We start from the raw sequence: 23,591 nt of genomic DNA, 5'->3' as shown, positions 1-23,591 counted from the left end.
AGTGTAGTTTTTGAGTTGGGTCTTTCCCAACGGTTGAAGAGATACCAATGAAAAAATATCTATTACCGATTTTAGGAGTACTTGCCGTGGTCGCTATCGTAAGCACAGGTTCACAATCAAATGACAATCTAGATAAGCTTCCAAAGAAGTTTGCTAACAGTGAGTTAGAGTACAAATCGGGCATGTCTGATATTTTTTCAATCTTGAAAGCGTATGTAACCGTGGAAAGAAATGAGCCAGTGCCACGTGCTGCATTGCCTTTGATTCCGATGACAGCCGAGCAATTGATCGAAGAGACAGAAGACGTTGCGTACCGCTTAGGTCACTCAAGTGTGATGATGAAGCTAGATGGCAAGCTAGTGATGACTGACCCTGTGTTCAGTGATCGAGCATCACCAGTGCAATGGATGGGGCCAAAGCGCTTTCACCCAACCCCAATCTCACTGCAAGATCTACCTGACATCGATGTGGTAGTGATCAGCCATGATCACTACGACCATTTAGACAAAGGTGCCGTGAAGGTATTAGCCGACAAAGTAGGGACGTTCTTAGTGCCATTAAGAGTGGGCGCACTGTTGGAAAAGTGGGGCGTGGATAAAGAGAAGATCATCGAATTGAACTGGTGGGAATCGGCAACGGCCTCAGACATTGAGTTCACGTTGACACCGACACAGCATTTCTCTGGTCGTGGCTTGCTTGATCGTGACCAAACACTGTGGGGCAGTTGGGTTATTAACGCTTCAGACAAGAAAGTCTTCTTTAGCGGTGATTCTGGTTACTTCAATGGCTTTAAAGAGATTGGCGACCGTTTTGGGCCGTTTGATTTAACCATGGTTGAAACGGGTGCGTATAACTCACTTTGGGCGGATATTCATATGTTCCCAGAACAGAGTGTTCAGGCACACATTGATCTGCAAGGTAAGGTGATGATGCCAATCCACAATAGTACCTTCGACCTTTCTATGCATGATTGGCAAGACCCAATGGAACAAGCACTGGCGATTAGCAAAGAGCGAGATGTACAAATGGTAAGCCCGGTGATGGGTGAACGTTTGGTGATCTCAGAGCCTGTACCTGTTCAGGCATGGTGGAAACTAGCATCGAATTAGAGCTGTCATCCAAATAGACATAGCTAAACCACTAAGCTGTACAACCCAACTTATACACGAAACGCCACCGATCTTACGATTCGGTGGCGTATTTTAGTTTTATTTTTAAGATCAGCTTTCTAAGTTCTGCGCCATTTTCTTCGCAATTTTTCTGAATTGTTCTAACTCATCTTCGGCCATGCCTTTGGTCATTCTCTTCAGCATATCTCGATCTATATCCGAGACCTTACTCATGATCTCTTGACCCTTATCAGTCAGAACCAATAACTGGCTGCGCTTGTCTTCCGGGTTCGGAGACTTCTTCACAAGTTCCTGGTTGATCAAAGCATTAATAAGCCGAGTGACCTGTGCTTTATCACGATCTAAGAAGTGTGCGATATCGATAGCGGTACATGGAGATTTCTTAGTGATGATCTTCATGACACGAATGTTCATAGGTGCGATCTCTGAGTCTAAGCTCTCAATCTGTTCGCTCATTTGACGTTTCAAAGAGTGCACTAGACGAAAGATTGATTCTAGCGATGTGTTATCAGACATAAACGATCCTTAGAAATATAGTTGACATTATCAACCACTGTATTTATAGTTGACATTATCAACTTAATTGTTCGTAAATTCAAGACAGGAAATAGATATGACGATTCAAGCAACTCTAACGCCAACTCTTCCTGAGCAAAAAGGCACACCGGTTTTATACAAAATTTTGGTCATGATGAGCTTAATGCTGACGATTGGCGGCAGTTTAACGGCCGTGATGACTTACATGAATGTCGGATTCGGCGAGGCATTTATTGGCAACTGGCTTTCTTCGTTAGCCCTTGTTGTCGTGATCATGATGCCAATGGGCGCGGCGATGATGGCTTTAGTCACCAAAGCCGTTGCTAGAGTGTTCACAACTTATAGCGAGAAAGTTCGCAACCTGATCGTGGGACTGATCATGGCATTCATAATGGAGTCCATGATGGCATTTGTAACAGCGGCAAATAATATTGGATTTTCGGATACATCGGCGTTTACCAGTGGATGGTTTAATGGATTTATTGCCGCGCTTCCTGTTGGCCTTACGATCATGGTCGTAATGTCGATGACGGTTAAACCTAAGCTAGAACGATTCATGAAGAGCTAGCCAAAACATTTCACAGCATTGTAGGAGATCCACATGAAAGCATTTACAGGTAAACACAATAACTACCGCATCACTATTGAAGAAGTGAGCGTTAAAGAAGACCGCGAACTTCAAACCATGCAGTTTGAAATTGAAGACAGAGAAAACATGTTCGCGATTGTTGAGAAGATCAAACAAGACAGCGGCTTAGATGAGCAATCAGCAGCACGACTGGGTGTGAGTATTCGCTTACTCGGTCCATTGATGATGCAAGATCGCAAGCATCCTCTGTTTGTTAATTTTATGCCTCACTTCAGAGACTTCATGCAAAACCTTAAGAAGACCTTGAAAGGGCAGTAAAGCCTAATCATCAGTAACACATCGAAAAGCCAGTAACGAATTTACTGGCTTTTGTTGTCTTTAAATCAAAATAATTTCAGTTGTTTGCGTCTAGAATATGCGAAAATTGATGGCTGAATTTTCGGTGTAGCACCGTTGTTGAATTGTCTATTCAAGCTTTAAGAAATCCGATATTATACTGGTCATAAAACTAAAGGTGGTATTATATGACAAATGTATTTAAACAAGCAGCTGAAGAACTGTTGAGTCGTCGTGTTGCTGGCACCAAAGCACCAAGATTGGACGAACAGTACCGTCCGAATAACTTGGAAGATGCGCTAAAGATCCAATCTTCAATGATCGATCTTAAGAGCGATAAAGTCGGCGGTTGGAAGTGCTTACTTCCTCTGGCTGAAGACAAGTTTGTTGTTGCGCCAATCTTCTCGGGCAGCGTTCAACAAGGCGAAGTTTGTGAACTGTTTGCTGACAACGGCGTAGTACGCGTTGAGCCTGAAATCGCATTTACGCTTGCTAAGAGCCTGCCTGCAAGCCAAGAAGGCTACAGCGAAGAGCAAATCAACGAAGCGATTGGTTCTTGCCACATGGCACTTGAGTTAATGCAGTCTCGTTTTGCGGATGACAGCGGCGCTGAGTTCTATGAAAAGCTGGCCGATGGCCTAGTAAACCAAGGTCTATTTATTGGCTCTGAGATTGATCGCGAAAAAGCGTTCACTTCTGCAGAGATCAGTATTGAAGTGACTCAAGGCGAGCAAGTTCAAGCATTCGACGGTAAGCACCCGAATACACTGCCACCAAGCCCAATTTACTGGCTGATTAACTACATGACACGTCGTGGTGTTGATTTCCAAGCGGGTGAAGCCATTATCACGGGCTCTTACTGCGGTATCGTGGAAATGGAATTCGATAAACCAACGACCTTCCACTACGAAGGCATTGGTGAATACCAAGTAACGTTCAAGCAGAAACGCTAACTTCTAGCGGCGCACTATCTGTTATCGAAAGGCTGTTTACTGATGAGTAAATAGCCTTTTTTATTACGTGATGCTCAATAGGGTTCTTATTACTTTGCATTAAATTAGGCGTTTAGACGTCTAGACGTTGACAAGTTCTAAGTGTGACATTAGTCTGCTCACCTTCCTGTTCTATTGTGTTGTCGTTCCATGTCCAATTCAAAAAATTCTAACGCGGTAATTGCCCCTTCTGCAGTGGCGCTTATCCCTCTGATCGTTTTCCTTGCGCTGTTTATTGGCGTGGGTACATACCTGTCGCTACAAGGCGCCGATTTTGCTTTCTATCAACTTCCAGCTCCGATTGCGGCTCTGCCTGCTGTGATGTTAGCGTTGCTATTGAGCAAAGATAAATTGAACCGTGCGATTGAGCAGTTCTTAGGTGGCGTGGGTCACAAAGACATTATCGCAATGTGTATGATCTACCTATTGGCGGGTGCTTTTGCTGCTGTGGCTAAAGCTTCTGGTGGCGTGGACGCGACGGTAAACCTTGGTCTATCGGCTATCCCAACGAGCATGATCCTACCGGGCATCTTCCTTATTTCGGCGTTCATTGCGACAGCAATGGGCACCTCTATGGGTACTATCGCTGCGGTTGCTCCTGTTGCACTAGGCATTGCTGACTCAGCTGGTATGAGTATTCCTCTAACCGCTGGCGTAGTGCTAAGTGGCGCTATGTTTGGTGACAGCCTTTCTATCATCTCAGATACCACGATTGCCGCGACTCGCTCGCAAGGCTGTGAGATGAGAGACAAGTTTAAAGAGAACATCCGTATAGCACTTCCTGCTGCACTTATCGCGATTGTTATCTTTGCTTTCAACAGCACAGCAACTCAAGTTCCTGAAACAGGCCCAATTGAATGGCTGAAAGTCCTTCCGTACATCACTATTTTGATTCTTGCTGTATCGGGTATGAATGTATTCGTTGTGCTGACGATTGGTATCTTGCTGGCGGGTGGCGTGAGCCTAGGTTCTGTTGAGAACTACGGTATGACGGATTACGCTCAAGATATCTACGCAGGCTTCGGCAACATGCAGGAGATCTTCTTACTGTCGATGCTGATTGGTGGTTTGAGTGAGCTGATGCGTCGCCAAGGTGGATTGGCGTTCCTGACTAGCTTGGTAAGTGGTGTGATTCGTGCGTTTGGCTCTTCACACTCTAAGCAAGCGAATGGCCGTGCGAGTGAGTTGGGTATTGCGGGCTTGGTATCAATGGTGAACCTATGTACTGCAAACAACACGGTAGCGATTATTGTGTCTGGTAGTGTGGCTCGCCAATTAGCTGAAGAAAATAACGTTTCTCCACGTCGCTCTGCCAGCTTATTGGATATCTTCTCTTGTGTGATTCAAGGCGTATTGCCTTACGGTGCACAGGTATTGCTATTAGGTTCGGTATTTAACTTATCGCCTTTGGATATCGTGGCTAATTCTTACTACTGTTTCGCGCTTGCAGTCGTTGCTGTGGTAGCTGTGTTTATTAAACACCCAGCACGTCAAGTGGCTCAAGCTTAGTAATAATTGACCAAACTGAGTGCTCACTGGCTCTGATAAGAAGGCTCCTTAATAGGAGCTTTTTTGTGCATGAAACTCATGGCTTGAAAATTCAATGTACGTCTTCAAATACAAGAAAACCGCCTAAGTAGACGGTTTCTAATTTCGTTATAGTGGTTTTCAAGTTTATTGTAGTGTGAATGACAATTAGGCTTGAGAGCTTTAATTCAGCTTCTTAGTCACGAACTCTTTGTTTCTAACCATTAGCCACATCAGGCCACCAAGCGTACCGATGGATAATTGGATAAAGCCTAGGTTTTCAATCAGTGACTCTGGGCGTATTGAAACTAATACCATACCAAGCGAACCACAAATCATGCTGAAGAACTGAATCAGTGCGACGGCAGAGCCCGTGTCATGATCTTGTTGATTCAACATCAAGTTGGTCCCCGGTACTCGCATGATGATCGCCATTAATGTCGCTGGTGCAGCGATGAACATGAAGAACCAAGGGGACAGGTCGCCAATGGTTAGGGTGAAGATTCCCGCAAGCGCTAATAAAGCAAAACATCCTGAGATGACCTTTTGAACCGGCATTCGGTAGGACAACTTCATGTAAATTGTTGGACCAAATGAGGCGCATAATGCATTGAATGCGAACGCGTAGCTAAACTGTTGTTCGGTCAATCCAAAGTGATCGATGTAGATATAAGAACCCGCCGCAAGAAAGCCCATCAACGCCATCGGTATGATAGAGAAAATGACCAGTAGCTTGAGGAACGAGCGGTTTTTCATGACCACGCCCATTCTTCCCCATGAACGGAACATGGAACCTTGGTATTTGGTTTCGAGCGTTTCTCGATAGCAGCAAGCTAATACTGACGCAAATGCACCAAAAATGGCGAGGGTGACGAACATCATTCGCCAAGACGCAATTTTCAGTAGAAAGGCACCAAATACAGGCGCAACCATTGGCGCGATGATCACCAGTGACATGATAGTCGCCATGATCTTTTCACGTTCTCTGCCATCATAAAGATCTTTGACAATGGCGGTAGCGATAACGGTGATAGCACTACCAGCAAAGGCTTGGAATACACGAGCACCAATTAACTGTTCGATGCTATTGGTCATCGCGCACAATATGCTCGCGACCATATAACCCGCTAATCCAATTAATAGGATCGGCTTACGACCGAATTTCTCGCTGAGCGGCCCCCAAAATAAAAGACCAATAGCGTAAGTAACGAAGTAGCTGCTCAGGGTTAGGTTGACCATTGATCGGTCAGTATTAAACACGTCGACCATCTGCGGAAGCGCAGGTAGGTAAAGGTCGATGGTCAATGGAGGGAAAGCACTTATTATGACGAGAAAAAATAGCATACCGGTCTTTCCCAGTACTGGTTGTGGTCTCTTCAAGGTGGCTCTCCGTTGTCCAAGATAGGTTTCTAATTGATGTGATATTGATATACAGAAGGTTAAGGCACGTCAGACAAGAAGGATAGAGGCGTTCGAGAATATAGTGAAAGTATCGATGAGCTTATCTCTATGAGTTCGAATCTACGAAGTCGGTCTGTATACTGAATTGTATTACAAAACATTATTACTTTTATAGCTAACGAGTTCAATTAGTTAGTAGCAGTGTAGCTTGTAATCGCCAGCGACACATTGTAATGATTATCGACTTGGCTTGTTATCTTTTCTTTGGGCGTTTTTCGACTAAACCGTTACGCTCTAAACCACGTCGAACGCTGCTGCATAGCTTACCAAAGCGGCGCAGTTCTTCGAAGTTAGGGCCTTGGCCAATTGAAATACTGTGCTCCCAATACATTAACTCGCTGTCGACCATCTCAAGTAGTTTCTTAGAGCAACCCGAGCAATTTCCTTTTGGACCACAGATAAACGTCTCTGACTCGTAAAGTGGGAGTTCGTTTTTAACTTCTTCAATTAAGTTAAGCATTGCCGAGTTTAAGTCTGGCTTTTTGGATGTAAGTGGCTTCAAGCTCGGTGCTTGAGTCGCAATTAATGGGGAAGTCAGTTTGTTAGGTTGTAAATTCAAAGCAGCTGATGACATATCAAAGGCCTCAAGGAGAGAAGAAGGTGGGCATGCTACTCTTCACAACAAAGTGAATCTTGATGTAGTGCAATAAGCGTGGATATATACCCAAAAGAGGTAGGAGCCACAAGCGGTTGTGACTCCTTATCAAAGCTCGGTACTAATGAGAGATTTTAGAATTCGGCGTCGAACTGGAATTCCATCCACTCTTTGGTGACTGGGTGGTGCAGCGCAAGTCTTTCTGCGTGTAAGTGCAATCGGTCGGCTTTATTGCCATACAAGCCGTCACCGACGATAGGCATGTTAAGGCCTTCTTGGTGTGAACAGTGAACACGCAACTGGTGTGTACGCCCTGTTTTAGGATGCAGGTAAACCTTAGTGGTTTGCCCGTTTCGCTCAATCACTTCCCATTTGGTTTCTGCTGGCTTGCCGTGTTCGAAGCAGACAATTTGACGAGGGCGGTCATACAAATCACCACGCAATGGCAGTCGAACATAGCCTTCATTTTCTGTTAGAACGCCTTCAATCATTGCCACGTAACGCTTTTCGACTTCACGAGTAATGAACTGCTTCTGTAAGCTCTTGTTCGCACGTCGTGTGAGAGCGAAGATTAGAATGCCAGAGGTCGCCATGTCTAAGCGATGAATCACAAATGGGCCTTCAACATCGGGATGCATTTCTTGAACACGTGTGTAGGCGGAATCTTTGATGGTTTTACCCGGCACAGATAGAAAACCTGCTGGCTTGTGTACTACCACGATGTGCTCATCTTGGAACAGAATATCCAGCTCTTTGCCTTCTGCTGGGTTCTCTAGCAATGGGTTTGGATCGACTTCTAGGCCTTTCATCATATGGCCTAAAATCGGCACACATTTACTCTGACAAGAAGCGTAGTATTTCTTGTGCTTGCGGATTTCCGACTTTGGAGAGCGGCCCCACCAAAATTCAGCCAATGCCAGTGGCGTGTAACCATGTAAGTACGCGTATTGCAGCAATTTAGGCGCAGCGCATTCACCAGAGCCAGCTGGTGGTATCTTGTTTGGCGTGTTTTCAAAGATCTGGTTAAGGTCTTCAACGTTTCCTTCCGCATTTTGGAAAGCGTATTGTGAAAACAACTTGTGTTGAAGCTGATGAGAAATGTGTGCTCTTTGCTCTTTTAGCTCAGCCAGTTGAGTGTTGAACACATCAACTTTAGCTTGCAACACTTGCAGGGTCTGTTCCCAGTTAAGTTTTAGGTACTTCTGCTGGTTCTTGTCGGCAACACTGGCTTTGTTTAGCTCATTATTTAGCTGTTCGAAAGCTTGCTCATCAAGGTTTTCTTTACCTTGTTCACGTTGTTCTTTACGCGTTTTTCGGCCTTCAATAATCAATAGACGTTGAGCTTCAATCTCTTGCTCGGCTTGCGCTTTTTGCTGTGCCAGTTGCTCGCACAATTCAAGGTATTCAGTATTTGCTTGCAGCGCTTTAAACTCAGCGTTGACAGCCATCATGTCGGCTGTGTCTTGATGGAAAAAGCTGTCGCTGCTGAGCATGTCGAACACGGGCGGTACAAAGTGAGGCAGTAGGTTTTGGTCGGCGATTTTCCCTGAAAAAGCAGAGAAGTAACCCAATTCACCTTCAGGACTTTTCACCAGTAACACACCAAACATTTTGCCGCGACCAGCGTCAGAATCCAGTCCGAAGTCATGCTGCCAGTCGGTTTGAGTTTCTAGATATTGTTGAAGCTGATGAGAAGCGATTTCACACAGTGAGTGTGGTTCATAATAGAACGGGAAGGTAAAACGCTCTGGCAACGAATATGACTCGATCGGCTGTTGAAAACGAGTGAAGCAATGCTCAGGTGTGTGGCTGCTTTCTGAGTCGTGCGATGATTTTGATGAGTGCATAGTCGTATTAATACTTATATCGTGGTGATAAATGGTTGTGAGTCTACTGTGTATGTTTAGAGGCTTTAAACACAGTACGAGGCGGCGATTCTACTCTTTATCGAAAAGCGCCTCAAATAAGAAATGGTTCTATTACAGGATAGCTAAGCGAGATGGTTAACACTGAACCCATGAGTTATGGCTTGAACTTCATGAATTGATGAGTGACTTCTCGTTTCTAATCAGAGAAGGTAACTTAACAAGTGAAGGGTGGTAGCCTTGCCGCCCTCTTATTCAACCTAAGGTAACGTGATGATTCCACTCAATACTTCCATCGTAGCTGGTGTCGCTCTTTCAGAGATCGACGGACAAATGAAAATGCTATTAATGAAGCGTGTGAAAGGCGAATTTTGGTGTCACGTCGCAGGCTCGATTGAAGCGGGTGAAACAGGCTGGCAGGCTATCGTGCGCGAGTTTGAAGAAGAGACCCAAATTAAAGTGGAAGCTTTGTATAACGCGCAGTTTCTGGAGCAGTTTTATGAGGCGCACGTGAATGTGATTCAGCTAATCCCCGTGTTTGCAGTGCTATGCCCACCCAACCAAGCGATTGAACTGAATGACGAACACACCGAGTACCGCTGGTGTAATTTAGAAGAAGCAAAAGCGTTAGCGCCGTTCCCCAACCAACATGCCGTCTACGATCATATTTGGTCGTATTTTGTCGATAAGCCAGTCAATCCGCTTTATCGAGTGAAATTGAACTAATACTGGCTGTTTAAGATCTAGGACTTACCAAGGTAAGGGGCTAAAAAGGTGCTCACTTGCGCTTGGCATAACCCCACATCTACCTTCACACCGTGCGATTCAAGGATGGCAACTCCACGACCATTATTACGAGGGTCTGGGTCTAGCATCGCCACGACTACGTGTTTTACACCTGCTTTAACCAATGTATTGGCGCAAGCGGGAGTTCTGCCAACAAAAGAGCATGGCTCTAAAGTTACGTAAGCGGTAACCCCTTCCATTGTTCCGTCCGTTTTGTCGTTATAGTTATTGAGTGCTTCAACCTCGGCGTGGTTTCCGCCGACTTTTTGCGTGTATCCAACAGACACCACCTTATCGTCTTTCACCAAAACACACCCTACTGGCGGGTTTGGTTGGCAATCAGGTAAGGCTTGGCGCGAAGCTTCGAGTGCTTGCAGCATGTATTGTTGGTTCATGGTCGTTACTCAGTATGACGAGAGAGCGTAGCAGCTAGTCGCCACGCGTGGTTGATGAGTTGGTTAATTACTAACTTAATAAGCTAATAAGTGGGGCATGTTCGATCTGATTGGACTTTTAGTCAATGGTTTTAGCGTTTGAATTCGACTGCTAGTTAACTGTGACTCATCGTTAACTTGGGCCACTGGGTTAGCCAACCTTTGGATTGCACTCTTTGATCAAAGATATCTCGGCTACGCTTTGGATTGGGTGTGATTTGCAAATCAAACAAACTCTCTAAGCCAAAGGCAGAAATACACTCGATGTTTCCATGGAGGCTTTGTTTCACGGCGACGGCGGTTTCTTTCTCTGGCCAATAACTCATCGCATCCAATGAGCCTTGGTAACGTTCATCCCCATTTCTAGTGTGCATGTAGGCTTGATTGCGAACTTGCCAATTCAGTTCGGGTAACCGTTGTTTAAGCTGAGCCTCGTATCTAAGATCCGATTCGTAAGAGGTATCAATGGGATCAAAGTAGATCACATCAATATCATTGAATGGAGTCGGGGAGGCATAACCATGCTGGTGATCCCAAACGAGGTTTCTCACAAAGCCCGCAGCGACATAACACTGCGGCAAATCCAACTGAGCGACACAGTCTAAAACCTTCATTCGTAAGGGATCTTGTTTGATCAACGTGACGATGCGTTTGGCTAGCGGATGTATCATTATGATGTCGGAACATCAGTGACTTGGTAATGACGTGTCACGTTCTGGGAGATTTCACCCCATTCAGAGGCTTTTACTCGCTGTTGGTGCATTTCGAATGCTTCTCGGCTAGTGAATTCTTCATACACTTCAAAGCGATTAGGTTGAAGCGTGCTTTGACTGACTCGAAACACAATACAACCAGGTTCTTCTAGTGTCAGTTCTTTGTGCACAACCAAGGCATGTGTCACTGCTTCTAGGTCGTTGTCTGGCACTAGAATATGCCCTTGCAGAATTACTTTACTCATAATTACGTCCATTTAATTACGTCTATTTAATTTGGTCCATTACGGCTTTTTTCTATCAAAAGCTCTATCCGTTACAAACATAATCCCATTTTGATGTTGTAACGTATAGGCTAATGTGGCGATTATTAGTTCACATTGAATGTATTTTTTAGTTACACCGTAACTTTAAAGGTGATGTAATCAACAAATGATAAGACACTGGAACTAAATCAGCGTTGGTCCGGTCTATTAAATTAGTATCATTGAACTGTATTGATACTGAAATGAATTTGTCATCTGAGAGAACTAACCTTAATTTTGAACAGCGGCTCATAGGATTGAATTGAGCCATAGTTGATATCTAGGTCATACTTTGATGTAAATGGTACTAAAAACTCTATATATTTTGTGATTTGTATCATTGAACTGGGCATCAAACACCGTTAGATTCGAATGGTTGGCAATAAAAATAGCTCATGAAGAGCAGTTAAAGAAAAGGAAATATCCCTTATGAAAAAAATGAGAAGAGCACAGCTTCATCGCGTTCGTATCCAATACTGGAAAGACACGTCAAAAGAAGCATCAAAGAAATAAGCTTTAATCGTAGAGCTTTAAAAGCTGAAAAGCTTAATCAAATGTAAAACGCAACAAACTGATTTCATTAGCACTCTCAAGGACCTTCATCTGGTCGGCGACTAACGAAATCATCCCCAAAGAGCTGGCAGGCATTAACAACAATGCAATTCAATGTCAGCTCATTATACCTCCGCTTAGATTCTCTTGTTGCTTCACTCTATTACTCCTACTAAAACCCTTTTGTCCTTTTGTCCTTTTGTCCTTTTGTCCTTTTGTCCTTTTGTTCTTGTTACTCATTTCTGTATTGGCAAAGTCGTGATCAAAAAAAGCTCCCGATTTCTCAGAAGCTTTGATTTAGATTTTGATATCTGATGTGGTTAACTGCTCGGGAGAGATAACACCAACGTCAGGAGCGAATGCGTTAACGTTGGAAGAGCGTCTTCAAACTGACATCATCGGTTCGGTTCAGCTTTAGGCTCAGCAGATAGCCACCAACACCGATCAGTGCATAAATACCTAAAGATAAAATCGGCGCTTCTGCAATCGCACTTAATGGGTTGCTTGCTATGAGTACATTCATTGGTAATGACGCGATGAGAGATAGGAAGTCATTGATGCCATAGAACCCAAACACTGCGACAGAGAGGAACTTAATCGCATAGCTTGAGATGAAAATGACAAGCAATGGAGAGTTTACCAGCTGCGAAATCGCTAGAGTGACGGTTGCCAGTGGCAATAAAACCAGTGCAACTAACATCATTCGTCCAAAAAACACGACCCAGTTGCTCAGCACATAAAACAGAGATTGTTGTTCAACCAATAGCGCCAGTTGTTGTTCACTTGAGACGTTCAATATCCAGAATAGAAAATCTGCGAACAGTACTAACAATGCACAGATAGCCGGAATCACCACTAAACCGAAGCCGAGTTTCACACCGTGAGTCATTGCGTTAGATACCGGCATACTTCTCCAAAACATCGAACTGCCTTCTTGGCGCTCTTTACGCAGCGTTTTAGGGATGTAAAGCGTTGATAGGATCAGTGAAATAAGGCCCGCGCCAAAGTAGATCACTGAGTTGAGGTCTTGTGCGAACTCTCTGTGGATGTCGCTCACGTCACCGTTCACTTGCATTTCGAAGAAAAACTCATGCTGCGCTGCGCCATTGAAGAACAGACTAACGAACAGTAAGAAACCACTTAACGCGACAAACAGAGGCAATCGAGTGTTAACTTTGTGCTCGATGAGTTCTTTTTCTAGCATGTAAAAACTTGGATGCATTATGCCTTCTCCATCTGTGTTGCAAGGAATAGATCTGCGAGACCAACGTTATAGACGTTACCCAGTGATTCAACTTGCGCTTTGTATTGACCTTCCAATAACCACTTAGTAGTGCCTAGCCCTGATTGTGAGGTCAGTGGGTTGAGTTTCTGAATCTCGCTTGAATGGTTGTTTGCGACTTCAATAATGAAATAGTCATTTTCGATGTCTTCTATGCTCTTTTGCAGCACACAATGGCCTTGTTTTAAAATCAGAACATCCGTTAATAAATGTTCAATCTCTGAAACCTCATGGCTTGCAATGATCATGGCGCGTTCGCCGTCGTGGAACCACTCAAGTAGATGGCGATAAAAAGTATCGCGGTACAGTAAATCTAGGCCAAGTGTAGGCTCATCTAAGATCAACACTTGGGTGTCAGTCGCGATGATGATCGCAAGGTGAAGTTGTACCTTCATTCCCTTAGAAAGCTGCTTGATAGTCGAAGAGAGCTTGATGTTGGTGCTGCTTAGCGTCTGTTCTGCTTTTTGCTTGTTGAAGCTAGGGTGTACACCTTGGGTGTATCTAAGCAGTTGCTTAACGGTCATCCACTCGGGTAACACGTTAACATCTGAAATGTACGACAAGTGCAGCATGAGTTCTGCATGCTGGTGGATAGGGTGGTAGCCATTAACCTCTATCTCACCTTGATAGCTGTGTCCACCAAGCAGTGATTTGATCAGTGTCGATTTCCCTGCGCCATTATGGCCCAGCAGTCCAAGCACTTGCCCCGGTTTTAACTCAAAGCTGATGTTCTCGACACCCACTTGATTTGAATAGGTTTTGGTTACGTTTTTCACGGAAAGTAACGTACTCATGACTTGTCCTTTATATGTTGTGCTAGCTGTTTCACGAGTTCTTCGACACTCATATCAATGATGCTTAGTGTCTCAGCGATGGCTGGGATCTGTGTGTTGATGAATGATTGGTGTGCGGACTCTTTCAATTTTTGAAGTGCCCCTTCGGCCACATACATGCCTTGGCCGCGTTTTTTCTCTACCAAGCCTTCATCCACCAGTAACTGGTAGCTTTTCATGACAGTAAGGTGGTTGATCTTGAGATCGGCGGCAACCGCACGCACAGAGGGCAATGCTTGTAGCTCTAGCCAAACACCCTGAAGAATTTGGTCACTGATCTTGGCGGCAAGCTGCCTAAAAATCGGTTGGTCGTCTTTCCATTCGGTCATAATTAAAACTGCATGGTGATATACGTGTGTATAACACTAACCTTTTTATTCGAATTGGCAAGGGTTTTATGAAAATGGATCGGATATTTTTATAGTTGGATAAAGCATGTTTGGCGGGGAGGGTACTTGAAGCCCACATCCTTGTGGGCTTCAAGCAGCTGTATGAGCGATGATTATTTGAATAGGCAATGGTTGCTCGTCAAGGTTTCTATTAGGGGGGCCTATTGCTCCTCTGAGTCATTGGGCCGGCTATACAGATAGCCTTGATGTAAGTTGTAGCCTAGCTGACACAAGATATATTGCTGCCTGCGCGTCTCGACACCTTCATAAATCATCGTGATATTTGATAGGCGTCCAATCTCAGAGATATTAAGCAATACACCCTGATGGTGCTCTCCTGACTCGATATCCTTAACAAAGCAACGATCCAGTTTTAGATAGGCCGGAGAGATAACATTGATGATTTCGATGTTGTTATTGCCCGTACCAAAGTCATCCAGAGCGATAGTGATACCAAGCTTTTTGATATCCTTAATGTTATCGATAACCTCACATCCATAGCCAATGTTCGAATATTCAGTAATCTCGACGACAAATTCATTCGCTTCCATCGCGGCTAAATGCTCTCTGAGCCTTGCGAAGTTCGATCCCACCAAAGCGCTCGGACACACGTTGACACCATAGATCTCATGGCTGTTGTGTAATTTGGCTTTTCTGACCGTCTCGATGAGCAAGATAGTGTGAAAGGTGAGTAAATTGGTGCGTCTCATTGTGTTGATGAAGCTTAAAACGCCAACGTTACGCACACGAGATAGCAACTCGTAATACAGGACGCAGTTGTCTTCGGTGTTGATGATCGGCTCTTCTTCAAAGGAGATGTGTTTCCAACGAAACAGGTAGATCACGAAACCCAGAATATAGGAGCGATAAAGCAGGGTGGCGAGTATCAGAGAAAGCGCAATCCATAGTGCAACAATGTCGTCACTGTAGAAGGTGATGGTTGCACCCGTTGGTAGGGAGGTTTGATAGATAGATTTACTCTCTTCGCCAAGGTTTAAGATGTGGTAACCATTCTTCTGGATGGAAATCGAATCGACTAATAGAGGCAATAGTGAGTTCTTGTATCGAGCTTCGATAGATCGTTTAGATATTCGAGCAACCATCTCAATGTCGTGCTCGGTATCCATGAAGCGTGAATAGGCAAAGTCAGCACTATCGTAGAAGTCGTCTAATTGATTGAGCTCTATCATCTTAGAACGTGTTTTAGAGATATAGCAGGAGTCATAAGGTGTGGTCATGACGACAGAATCAAGGTTGAGCGAGTGCCTTAGCGAGTGCACAGCCCCGTGGCTATCGCAACCGTAGTCCATGACTTCTGCGGCAATGTGTTTGGTGTTCTCACTGTATTCATTCGCAATCTTCGTCGTATAAAGGATTTGGGAAAAGTAGACAACGAATAGGAAAAAGGAAGAGATGGTGAACACGGCTATCAGAGCCTTAATCAGCTCTCGATGATAGGTGTTGAACATCAGTTTCAACATCTCGAACTGGCTGGGCTTGAACTGGTTGATGTCGTACTTAGGTGCGATACGGTTGGTTGAGCTTTTATCGAGATCGATAAAGTAACCTACCTTATAAAGGTTAGAGATAAGTTCGCTATTATTATCTACCTTCGCTTTTTTACATAAGCTTCGATATTTCTTTCTTATAGAAGCAATAATGTTTTTTAACGCGTATAAGCTAAACTCTTCGTCAAAGTGTAATTTAAAAGATTCTTCAACATCTCGTGCAGATTGAGGGTTTGATATTGACGAGTGTTCAATAAGGTATTTGAAAACAAAACTCTCTTTACTATTAAGAGTTTCCTCTGATATCTTATTACTGTCTCTTTTAATGTATATTTTTTCTTCATTGTAGATCAGTTGCAAGCTCTCATTATTGTTATTTATATTGAAAGAACAGTGCATAGCTCAACTCCTAAGCGATAGTTATTATATTTGTGTGATGGATATGTGATGGCTGGGATTGTCATTCAACACAAGAGTTCGATCTAAATAATATAACCAAAATGTCACCATTTTCTCTTAAGATGTTGATACTAATCGCAGAATTTGGGCTTTAATGAAAGGTTATGGAGATGTTCACCCAAAAGTTGAATTTATAAATGAAAGCCAATGATTTACAAGGGGTAAAGGGGATTTATCCATTTATTTTGGTATTTATCCATTTCACAGCTTCTACGCGGCGCGTTTAGTGACTGGATTTAGAGGTTTCTAATGTAGCTTCTGGTGGTATTCATTCAGCTTATCGATGTGTCAGATTTATCAGAATTTTTCAGGATAAAATTAAATTATGTCACTTTATGTGATATTAATATAATTTATGTGGCGTATTGTTTTGGTGATTTAATTAAAGTAATCAATGATAGAATTAATTATATTTGTTGAATAATTGACTTTAATTTATTCTGTTACGAAATTTAAATAATGAAATTTTAAGGTGGGATATTTAAAATAGGGAAAGAATGATGTTTATCATGAGGTGCTGATTAAAGGATTTTAATGGGATTATTATTGACATATGCATCAAATATATGTCCATGTAAATATTCATCGGCTAGTGATGAAAATAAGATATGAATGAGGTTGGTGTTATACCATGAGTACTGCCTAAAAGTGTAAGCAGTAACAAGTTAGATCCATTAGTGTTATTTTTGAACAAATGTTAGCGTAACCACATGATATTCAAAGATCTGCAGCGGTGGCTTTGTGTTAACTATGGAAGCGTGCAATCGTTGAGTATTTAACATGCACCATCAAGTACCACGATTTGTGGTTCTTTTTCTGGCTGGTAAAGCACCTGACAAAAGTCTCCTTCTGGCGAATAGGTGTAGTTTTCGGTGTCGAAAGAGATGGCGGCTACTCTTTCTGCATTGCTGCCAGAGTCTACTTCTTTGTTGATGACATGAAGCTCTGTTGCGTCGATATTGAGCAGTCTTCTTAGTGAGTCAACATAGGCGATTGGGTAACCATGACAAACGTAGTAGGTCTCAATCTCCGTCTTTTCAACATAGTTGCACTCATCCTCAACGCCAGCAATCGCTGACTTCGCGTAGATCATATCGATACCCGTGCGAAGGTTACCAGCCACATCATGTATTTTACTCGCCCGAGCACTTCCTTGAACGTCTAAGAACTTGACCATAGCTGTCGCCGAAACGATCGCTAAAATTAATACAGAGATGATGAGTTCTAAAAGAGTGAAGCCGTTTTGTCTGTTCATGGTTACCGATTATTTGCTCTGCTAAAGGGACGGAATGAGGGTAATCTAAATACCAAAGTCATTACAGTTAGTGGGTATAATGGTTTGGTGTTTTATTGTGTGAATTTCTAAGTAATTTTCTTTATAAACAATAGCTTAATTATTTCCTCTTACTGTTAAACGCTATGTAAGCATACGTAAGCGTACACACCCACAGCAGCCGATTGTTTAGGAAGCATTCAAACGACTTAATTTATTGATAAATAAGTCTTTAATTGTAGGATTGTCGACCATTCAAAAACTGACTTTCGACTTCATTTGAGGGAATTGGTTTACTAAATAAAAATCCCTGAAGATACTGGTATCCACAATCGATTAAGAACGCTTTATGCGTTTCGGTTTCGACACCTTCAGCAACCACTTTTAGCCCCAATTTTTCACAGATAGCATGGGTGGCTTGGACAATCGCTTTGCTCCCTTTGTGTGAACCGTGGACGAAGCTTTTATCGAGTTTCACGGTGCTAATCGGTAAGTCATGCAACATCGACAGTGACGAGTAGCCTGTGCCAAAGTCATCAAGGTGAAGATCTACGCCCAATTTAGAAATATCGCTTAACGCTTGCCTGACTTCACCATGCTTGAAGATCATGGAAGATTCGGTGATCTCAAGGGCGATGCTTTGAGGTTGGATATTGTAGAAGTTCAACATTGCTAATAGCTGCTCGGCAAAGGTCGCGTGCATCTGAATACTCGAAATATTGATACTCATCATCAACTCACTATCAAACTCACGTTGCCATATCGATAGCTGTTTGAGTGCAGAGTTCAGAACCCATTTCCCGAGCGGTACAATCTGCCCCGTCTCGTCCGCTAAGCTAATAAACTTATCAGGGCCTATGTTACCTAGCTCTTTGTCTGACCATCGAAGCAAGGCTTCAAACCCTTTCACCTTGTCGCTGTTGGTGTTCATGATCGGTTGGTAGTGAAGGTTGAGATCGTCGTTTTCTATGGCGCGTGCCAGTCGATGGCGGATCTCTACTTTGCGATGCAGGGTTTGTGCTAAGTCTGGGGTAAACGTTTTGAAGCGGTTTCGACCATTCGCTTTTGCAAGATGCATCGCCATACCCGCTTGCTTTAGCAATGTTTCTTGGTCAACCGCGTTATCAGGGAAATGCGCGGTACCTATGCTGCAACCGACAGATAAACTGCCGATGCCTCTGATATGGAAACTTCGGTTTAAGGCATCAATGATGCGAGAGCAAAGTAGTGGGATATTTTGATTTCGGCAGGTGTGGGCAATCACAATGAATTCGTCGCCACCAAATCGCCCTATCATGCATTTCTCATCAACCAACTGTTTAAGGCGTTCACCAACCTGTTTGAGTAGTTGGTCTCCGACAGTGTGCCCATAAGTGTCATTAACTAATTTGAAGCCATCAAGGTCGACAAACATCAATTCAAACGGTGAGCGATAGGCAATGCTGGTTTCTAGAAGGTTGCTGATCCCACGGCGATTATAAAGCTCCGTTAAACAGTCGTGTTCTGCGTTGTATCTGGCTTTTATCAGCTTCTCTTTTTGCTTTGTTGTACAGGTTAGGTTTAGCAGCAGTTCGCTTTTATCAAAGAGCCACTTTCCTTGCACATCAAAATGGTGTGCTCTGAAGGAGGAAACCTTGATAAACCAAGGCGCACCGGTTGTTGGTTCTCTATTCTGTAAACGTGTATGTACAAAAGTGATTACTATGTTTTGCGTACGGTAAATGTAGGGCTCTGATTCCAATATTGATGATCTATGACCAGTATATATACTGCCTTCGCTTTTAATAAATACTGGTGATAGGAATGTCGAAAACCAAAGTGCTCATTGTTGAAGATGACCAAGAGATAGCTCGTCTAACGACGCTTTACCTCGAAGCTGAAGGTTACAATGTTAGCGTTGTTCATGAAGGGAACTTGGCACTTGAAGCGATCCGTAGTATTGAACCTGATTTAGTGCTGTTGGACTTGATGCTTCCAGGGATGAGCGGCGCGCAAATTTGCCGTCAAGCCCGTGAGTTTTACAATGGAATGATTTTAGTGCTAACGGCTTCCGCCGATGAAATGAGCGAGGTCAGCTTGTTTAAATTTGGTGCGGACGATTACGTTGCCAAACCGATTCGTGGCCATGCCTTGTTAGCGCGAATTGAAGCGTTATTGCGTCGAGCGACTCCCGTAAAAACTGCGCAAGAAACTACGGCTGAAAAACAGTGCGATATTGTAATCAACAGCTCTGCTCAAAGTGCCACGCTCTACGGCCAAAACCTCAAGCTTACTTCTGCTGAATTTGAAATCTTAAACCTTCTCGTTAATAACATCTGTCAGGTCGTGACTCGAGACCAGTGCTGTCAGTTATTTAGAGGGATAGATTACGCGTTCAACGACCGCTCGATTGATATGCGCGTGTCTGGGTTACGCCGAAAGCTGCGCATTCACGCAAAAGACAAACAGTTGATTCGTACGGTTCGCAACAAGGGGTACATGCTGGTTGCGTAAGTTCATTGCTACGAAGCTTCGCTCGGTTTCGATGTTTGCTCGCTTATACCTTGGGATTGTGACTGGGATGTCGGCAACGATATTTTTGTTCTTGAACCTTGGTGAGGGGTACATGCGACGCACCGAGATCGAAACCTTCCTCAATGATGGCATCTACTTTGCGGAGCAGTATGTTCGTCAACACAATCAAGAAAACTCACTCTATAAAGAGCTCGATAGAACAGGCTGCCAACAATTTTATATCTTCAATTTGCGCCTGTTGGAGAATTGGTCGGGCGAGGCGCCTTGCCAACAATGTGAGTTATACACAACCTTAAACGGTGTGCCGATATATCTAAGTGATGACAACCTCTATTCGACCGTGTTTCAGCTACCAAACTCTAAATTCAGTTTTGGGTTCAGTGAGGTAGGGGACTTTTTCTCTCCTGACATTGAATGGTACGAAGACTCAGAACGACACTTTTTGTTAGGGCTGTTGTTGGCTGTGATTGTGGCGATTGGAGCAAGTGTTTACTTACCTGTGAGGCGTTTTCAAGAAAGAATAGAGTTGCTCGTCGAGAAGCAGAAACAGTTTGGTAAGGGCAAGCTTAGTACTCGATCTGACATGGACGACATCCATCCTGTTTCTGATTTGGCCAGCAGTTTTAACTTCATGGCTGAAGAGATCGAAAGCAAAGTAAAGCAAAGTCATATTTTCGCTCAAGCTATCCCACACGAAGTACGAACTCCGCTAAGTCGTATTCAACTGGCGACCGATATCCTAAGAAGGGGAGCCCTCGATAATCATCAGGTTCTTTTCGATGACATTGATACCTACATTGAGGATATCAACGAGCTCACGTCAGAAATCATCATGCTGTCGAAGTTGAATGTCATGGATAACTCTTTCTTTGAGCTCGTTAAAGTGACCTCCGATCTTCGTGAGTATTGCCTAGACCGAATTCGTTACTCGAAACTAGACAATGCCACCTTTGAATCTAAGGTACAGCTAGAGTGCAAGATTAAGTGTGATTGCTCAATGGCACGCTTGGTGTTCGATAACGTTCTCAAGAATGCGGGTAATTACACACAAGACAAAGTGTGGATGACGCTGGATGAGAACTCAGAAAACTGGCTGGTGGTGATTGAAGACAATGGTTCTGGAATACCAGAGAATAGGCGTGATGAGGTATTCCTTCCGTTCTCTCGACTAGACTCAAGCAGAACGTCGACCAACGGTGGATTGGGGTTGGGCCTCGCGATTGCTCTATCGGCGGCTAAAAAACTTTCTTGGGATATCAAAATCGACGACAGCAACCATGGTGGTGCCAAGTTCAGTATCGTGGTTCCTAAGATCGCATAAGCTGCAGCTTTAAGAACTCTTCAGGCTCGTCAAATAACAAAGCCACGGACTAATACCGTGGCTTTTTCATATTCCGATTTACAAGCTAGTGACTTCTTAGTACTACTGCTTAGAGCTTAGAGCTTAGAGCTTAGAGCTTAGAGCTTAGAGCTTAGAGCTTAGAGCGATGAAGGCCATAAATAGCGTGGTCAATGATGCGACCATTCAAGTTTTCGTTACGCGTGATGATACCTTCTAACGTGAAATGTAAGCGCTCACAAACCTTACGGCTGCTTTGGTTACCGGTTGCGGCTGATATCTCTACCTTTTCCATATCTAACTCATTGAAAGCAATATCAATCAGCTTCTGGACAACGCGCGTCACAATCCCCTTTCCTTGGTATGTCTCAGATAACCAATAACCTATCGTCACCTTTTGCTTATCATGATCAATAGTATTGAAACTGCAGTTACCGACGACCTTGTCTTGATACACGATTGCACAAGTCATGCTTTTACCTTCGGCATAATCGTGTAGCGAGCGTTGGATGAAGATCCTAAAGTCTTGCTCGGTTTTACAATGTGGCGGCCACACGAGCCATTGACTTAGGTACTCATTCTGGCTTTGTGAGATTTCCGCGTAGTGAGAAGCGAAGCTCTCTTCAACCAATGCGATGGAGAGTTCGTTGTCGATAACCGTTTTAAACATGTCTTTCCTTTTCTTATGGCTGCTTATTTAAGCGAATCTTAGTCGGCAGGCTATAATGTCGCATGATTTTTAATATGCAACCATTTGTAGCACGGATTTTTCGTGATACGTTGGTTCTATCACGAAACTCATTAAACCTTACAATAGTTGTGTATATAATCATTAGCTATGCATTAGTATTAGCGGCCTAAATATATAAAAAATATAAAAATGCTAGGCTTAAATAATGAATCAACATTGCCAGGACGTGACCGTGGACCTAAGGAAGGCTCTATTCGGTATTGCTAAGGCGCTTGATAACGTCGGTTTCGAAAGTAAAAATCATGGACAGAGAGTGGGCTATATCGCGTATCGATGTGCTCTGAGTGTGGGGTGGGAAGAAGAGCAAGCGCAGCTCGCGTTTTCGTTAGGCTTGATTCACGACTGTGGTGTCTCGCAAATTGATGAACAGCTCAGTTTAACGTCTGGGTTTGTACCTGACTCAAGCTATCACCATTGTCAAAAGGGCTACCAAATCTTAAAAGAGTGCCCAGTTCTTTCTATATTTGCTAAGCCGGTTCTTTATCACCATACTCCGTGGTCTGAGCTAAGGGCTATTCATATCAGCGAGTTAGAAAGAGAACTAGCTGCCATCGTGATGCTTGCCGATAGAGTCGATTATCTATACGGCATAACCTCTTCTGATCGTTATGGAAACCTAACACCAGATGGCAAAGCGAGCATCATTGAACGTTTGACTGAACAAGCGGATGAGATGTTCGAAACCAACCTTGTGCAACACATGTGCGAGTTGGTTGATTTGGATGACTTCTGGTTTTCTATGGAGATTCCATACATCGAGAACATGAGGGATAACTTTGAACCTGTGCCATTTTTCTCCCAGCAAATGTCGTTGGATGAGACGGTGGCCTTTGCCGAATTTATTGCCAATGTTGTTGATACCAAAAGTTCGTTTACCTTTAAGCACTCGTTGAAGGTTGGGCAGCTTTCAGAATACCTCGCTAAACAATTGGGCTATTCCTACACCACTCAGCGCAAACTCTATCTGGCTGGATTGGTCCATGATATCGGTAAACTGCAAACCCCTAATGACATTCTGCATAAGCCGGATTTACTTACTGAAGAAGAGTATTGCTGTATTAAACGCCATGCAACGGACACTCGATTCGCATTGCAGGAGTTGTTCAGTTCACCTCAGGTTTGTCAGTGGGCATCTAATCATCATGAAAGGTTAGATGGTTCGGGTTACCCAATGGGCAAAACGGCGGAAGAGTTGGATCAACCCAGTCGAATTGTTGCTGTGGTGGATGTGTTTCAAGCGCTAACTCAGTCTCGCCCTTATCGTGCAGGCATGACATTAGAAGAGACTCTCGTTATTTTGAGGGACCACGTTGATAACTTTAAGTTGGATCGAGAAGTGTTTGAGTGCCTTAATAAACACGCGCAATATTGCTTTGAATTATCGACAGATAAAAGAATGTACGCATTTTAACGCCACTGAA

22 protein-coding genes and 1 pseudogene are annotated in these 23,591 nt (G+C 43.6%); 9 read left to right on the top strand and 14 right to left on the bottom strand.

The genetic code is table 11. From position 1 onward, the window contains the following. The first annotated feature begins 47 nt into the window (after nt 1-47). Entirely contained in the window at nt 48-1,109 is a 1,062-nt protein-coding gene (locus tag AB6E30_RS10860) for an MBL fold metallo-hydrolase (protein ID WP_029235615.1), read from the top strand. 111 nt (nt 1,110-1,220) lie between these two features. On the opposite strand, the gene AB6E30_RS10855 is transcribed toward AB6E30_RS10860, so the two are convergent. Then, complete coding sequence (locus AB6E30_RS10855) at nt 1,221-1,646, bottom strand: MarR family winged helix-turn-helix transcriptional regulator (protein WP_017060573.1); 426 nt, start codon at nt 1,644-1,646, stop codon at nt 1,221-1,223. A 97-nt stretch (nt 1,647-1,743) separates the two neighbouring features. On the opposite strand from AB6E30_RS10855, the gene AB6E30_RS10850 reads away from it, so the two are divergent. The 4 genes from AB6E30_RS10850 to AB6E30_RS10835 all read left to right on the top strand — a co-directional run bounded on the left by AB6E30_RS10850 (nt 1,744) and on the right by AB6E30_RS10835 (nt 5,093). Continuing rightward, nucleotides 1,744-2,235: a DUF2798 domain-containing protein gene (locus tag AB6E30_RS10850; RefSeq protein ID WP_372103578.1), complete on the top strand. Its 492-nt coding sequence runs from the start codon at nt 1,744-1,746 to the stop codon at nt 2,233-2,235. A gap of 33 nt (nt 2,236-2,268) precedes the next feature. Next, entirely contained in the window at nt 2,269-2,574 is a 306-nt protein-coding gene (locus AB6E30_RS10845) for a DUF3861 domain-containing protein (protein WP_017069212.1), read from the top strand. Between the two features lie 206 nt (nt 2,575-2,780). Beyond that, nucleotides 2,781-3,545, top strand: a complete 765-nt coding sequence (locus AB6E30_RS10840) for a hydratase (RefSeq protein ID WP_017060576.1) — start codon at nt 2,781-2,783, stop codon at nt 3,543-3,545. Nucleotides 3,546-3,734: 189 nt separating this feature from the next. Further along, nucleotides 3,735-5,093, top strand: a complete 1,359-nt coding sequence (locus AB6E30_RS10835) for a Na+/H+ antiporter NhaC family protein (protein ID WP_372103575.1) — start codon at nt 3,735-3,737, stop codon at nt 5,091-5,093. Nucleotides 5,094-5,294: 201 nt separating this feature from the next. Here AB6E30_RS10835 and AB6E30_RS10830 read toward each other — a convergent pair whose 3' ends face one another. The 3 genes from AB6E30_RS10830 to AB6E30_RS10820 all read right to left on the bottom strand — a co-directional run bounded on the left by AB6E30_RS10830 (nt 5,295) and on the right by AB6E30_RS10820 (nt 9,014). Then, the gene (locus tag AB6E30_RS10830) at nt 5,295-6,455 is read right to left on the bottom strand and encodes a multidrug effflux MFS transporter (RefSeq protein WP_372103572.1); all 1,161 of its coding nucleotides are present in this window, start codon (nt 6,453-6,455) and stop codon (nt 5,295-5,297) included. A gap of 310 nt (nt 6,456-6,765) precedes the next feature. Then, on the bottom strand, nt 6,766-7,146 hold the full coding sequence (locus AB6E30_RS10825; RefSeq protein ID WP_017064884.1) for a hypothetical protein: 381 nt from the start codon (nt 7,144-7,146) through the stop codon (nt 6,766-6,768). A gap of 155 nt (nt 7,147-7,301) precedes the next feature. Further along, nucleotides 7,302-9,014: a pseudouridine synthase gene (locus AB6E30_RS10820; protein WP_372103569.1), complete on the bottom strand. Its 1,713-nt coding sequence runs from the start codon at nt 9,012-9,014 to the stop codon at nt 7,302-7,304. 291 nt (nt 9,015-9,305) lie between these two features. On the opposite strand from AB6E30_RS10820, the gene AB6E30_RS10815 reads away from it, so the two are divergent. Continuing rightward, on the top strand, nt 9,306-9,758 hold the full coding sequence (locus AB6E30_RS10815; protein ID WP_372103566.1) for an NUDIX pyrophosphatase: 453 nt from the start codon (nt 9,306-9,308) through the stop codon (nt 9,756-9,758). A gap of 17 nt (nt 9,759-9,775) precedes the next feature. Here the strand turns inward: AB6E30_RS10815 and AB6E30_RS10810 are convergent, their stop codons facing one another. From AB6E30_RS10810 to AB6E30_RS10770, 9 genes and pseudogenes are all read right to left on the bottom strand, one after another. Continuing rightward, nucleotides 9,776-10,213, bottom strand: coding sequence for a bifunctional diaminohydroxyphosphoribosylaminopyrimidine deaminase/5-amino-6-(5-phosphoribosylamino)uracil reductase RibD (locus AB6E30_RS10810; protein WP_017060582.1), 438 nt, complete (start codon nt 10,211-10,213; stop codon nt 9,776-9,778). A gap of 155 nt (nt 10,214-10,368) precedes the next feature. Continuing rightward, nucleotides 10,369-10,923 (bottom strand): nucleotidyltransferase family protein, encoded by a 555-nt coding sequence (locus AB6E30_RS10805; protein WP_372101046.1) that lies wholly within the window; start codon nt 10,921-10,923, stop codon nt 10,369-10,371. After that, nucleotides 10,923-11,210 (bottom strand): putative quinol monooxygenase, encoded by a 288-nt coding sequence (locus tag AB6E30_RS10800; protein ID WP_017060584.1) that lies wholly within the window; start codon nt 11,208-11,210, stop codon nt 10,923-10,925. Before AB6E30_RS10800 ends, AB6E30_RS10805 begins: the two co-directional genes overlap by 1 nt. 976 nt (nt 11,211-12,186) lie before the next feature. After that, the gene (locus AB6E30_RS10795; protein ID WP_372103563.1) at nt 12,187-13,044 is read right to left on the bottom strand and encodes a hypothetical protein; all 858 of its coding nucleotides are present in this window, start codon (nt 13,042-13,044) and stop codon (nt 12,187-12,189) included. After that, nucleotides 13,044-13,898, bottom strand: a complete 855-nt coding sequence (locus tag AB6E30_RS10790; protein ID WP_372103560.1) for an ABC transporter ATP-binding protein — start codon at nt 13,896-13,898, stop codon at nt 13,044-13,046. Before AB6E30_RS10790 ends, AB6E30_RS10795 begins: the two co-directional genes overlap by 1 nt. Continuing rightward, the gene (locus AB6E30_RS10785) at nt 13,895-14,266 is read right to left on the bottom strand and encodes a GntR family transcriptional regulator (RefSeq protein WP_017060587.1); all 372 of its coding nucleotides are present in this window, start codon (nt 14,264-14,266) and stop codon (nt 13,895-13,897) included. The genes AB6E30_RS10790 and AB6E30_RS10785 overlap by 4 nt, the downstream gene beginning before the upstream one ends. A 221-nt stretch (nt 14,267-14,487) precedes the next feature. Further along, nucleotides 14,488-16,233, bottom strand: coding sequence for an EAL domain-containing protein (locus tag AB6E30_RS10780; protein ID WP_372103557.1), 1,746 nt, complete (start codon nt 16,231-16,233; stop codon nt 14,488-14,490). 835 nt (nt 16,234-17,068) lie between these two features. Then, entirely contained in the window at nt 17,069-17,548 is a 480-nt protein-coding gene (locus AB6E30_RS10775) for a type II secretion system protein (RefSeq protein WP_017060589.1), read from the bottom strand. 250 nt (nt 17,549-17,798) lie between these two features. After that, a pseudogene (locus AB6E30_RS10770) lies at nt 17,799-19,187 on the bottom strand (putative bifunctional diguanylate cyclase/phosphodiesterase); the annotation flags it as partial. 182 nt (nt 19,188-19,369) lie between these two features. Between AB6E30_RS10770 and AB6E30_RS10765 the strand changes: the two are divergent. Then, nucleotides 19,370-20,059, top strand: a complete 690-nt coding sequence (locus AB6E30_RS10765; RefSeq protein ID WP_017060591.1) for a response regulator transcription factor — start codon at nt 19,370-19,372, stop codon at nt 20,057-20,059. After that, the gene (locus AB6E30_RS10760) at nt 20,052-21,401 is read left to right on the top strand and encodes a sensor histidine kinase (RefSeq protein WP_372103554.1); all 1,350 of its coding nucleotides are present in this window, start codon (nt 20,052-20,054) and stop codon (nt 21,399-21,401) included. The genes AB6E30_RS10765 and AB6E30_RS10760 overlap by 8 nt, the downstream gene beginning before the upstream one ends. Before the next feature lie 151 nt (nt 21,402-21,552). On the opposite strand, the gene AB6E30_RS10755 is transcribed toward AB6E30_RS10760, so the two are convergent. Next, nucleotides 21,553-22,089 carry a GNAT family N-acetyltransferase gene (locus AB6E30_RS10755; RefSeq protein ID WP_017064876.1) on the bottom strand — a complete coding sequence of 179 codons (537 nt, stop codon included), beginning with the start codon at nt 22,087-22,089 and terminating at the stop codon, nt 21,553-21,555. A 226-nt stretch (nt 22,090-22,315) separates the two neighbouring features. On the opposite strand from AB6E30_RS10755, the gene AB6E30_RS10750 reads away from it, so the two are divergent. Continuing rightward, nucleotides 22,316-23,581 (top strand): HD-GYP domain-containing protein, encoded by a 1,266-nt coding sequence (locus AB6E30_RS10750; protein ID WP_372103551.1) that lies wholly within the window; start codon nt 22,316-22,318, stop codon nt 23,579-23,581. Nucleotides 23,582-23,591 lie beyond the last annotated feature (10 nt).

It is taken from the genome of Vibrio sp. 10N.247.311.12 (assembly GCF_041467515.1).
Classification (GTDB): domain Bacteria; phylum Pseudomonadota; class Gammaproteobacteria; order Enterobacterales; family Vibrionaceae; genus Vibrio; species Vibrio crassostreae_C.
This window is presented reverse-complemented; position numbering and strand designations above follow the sequence as displayed.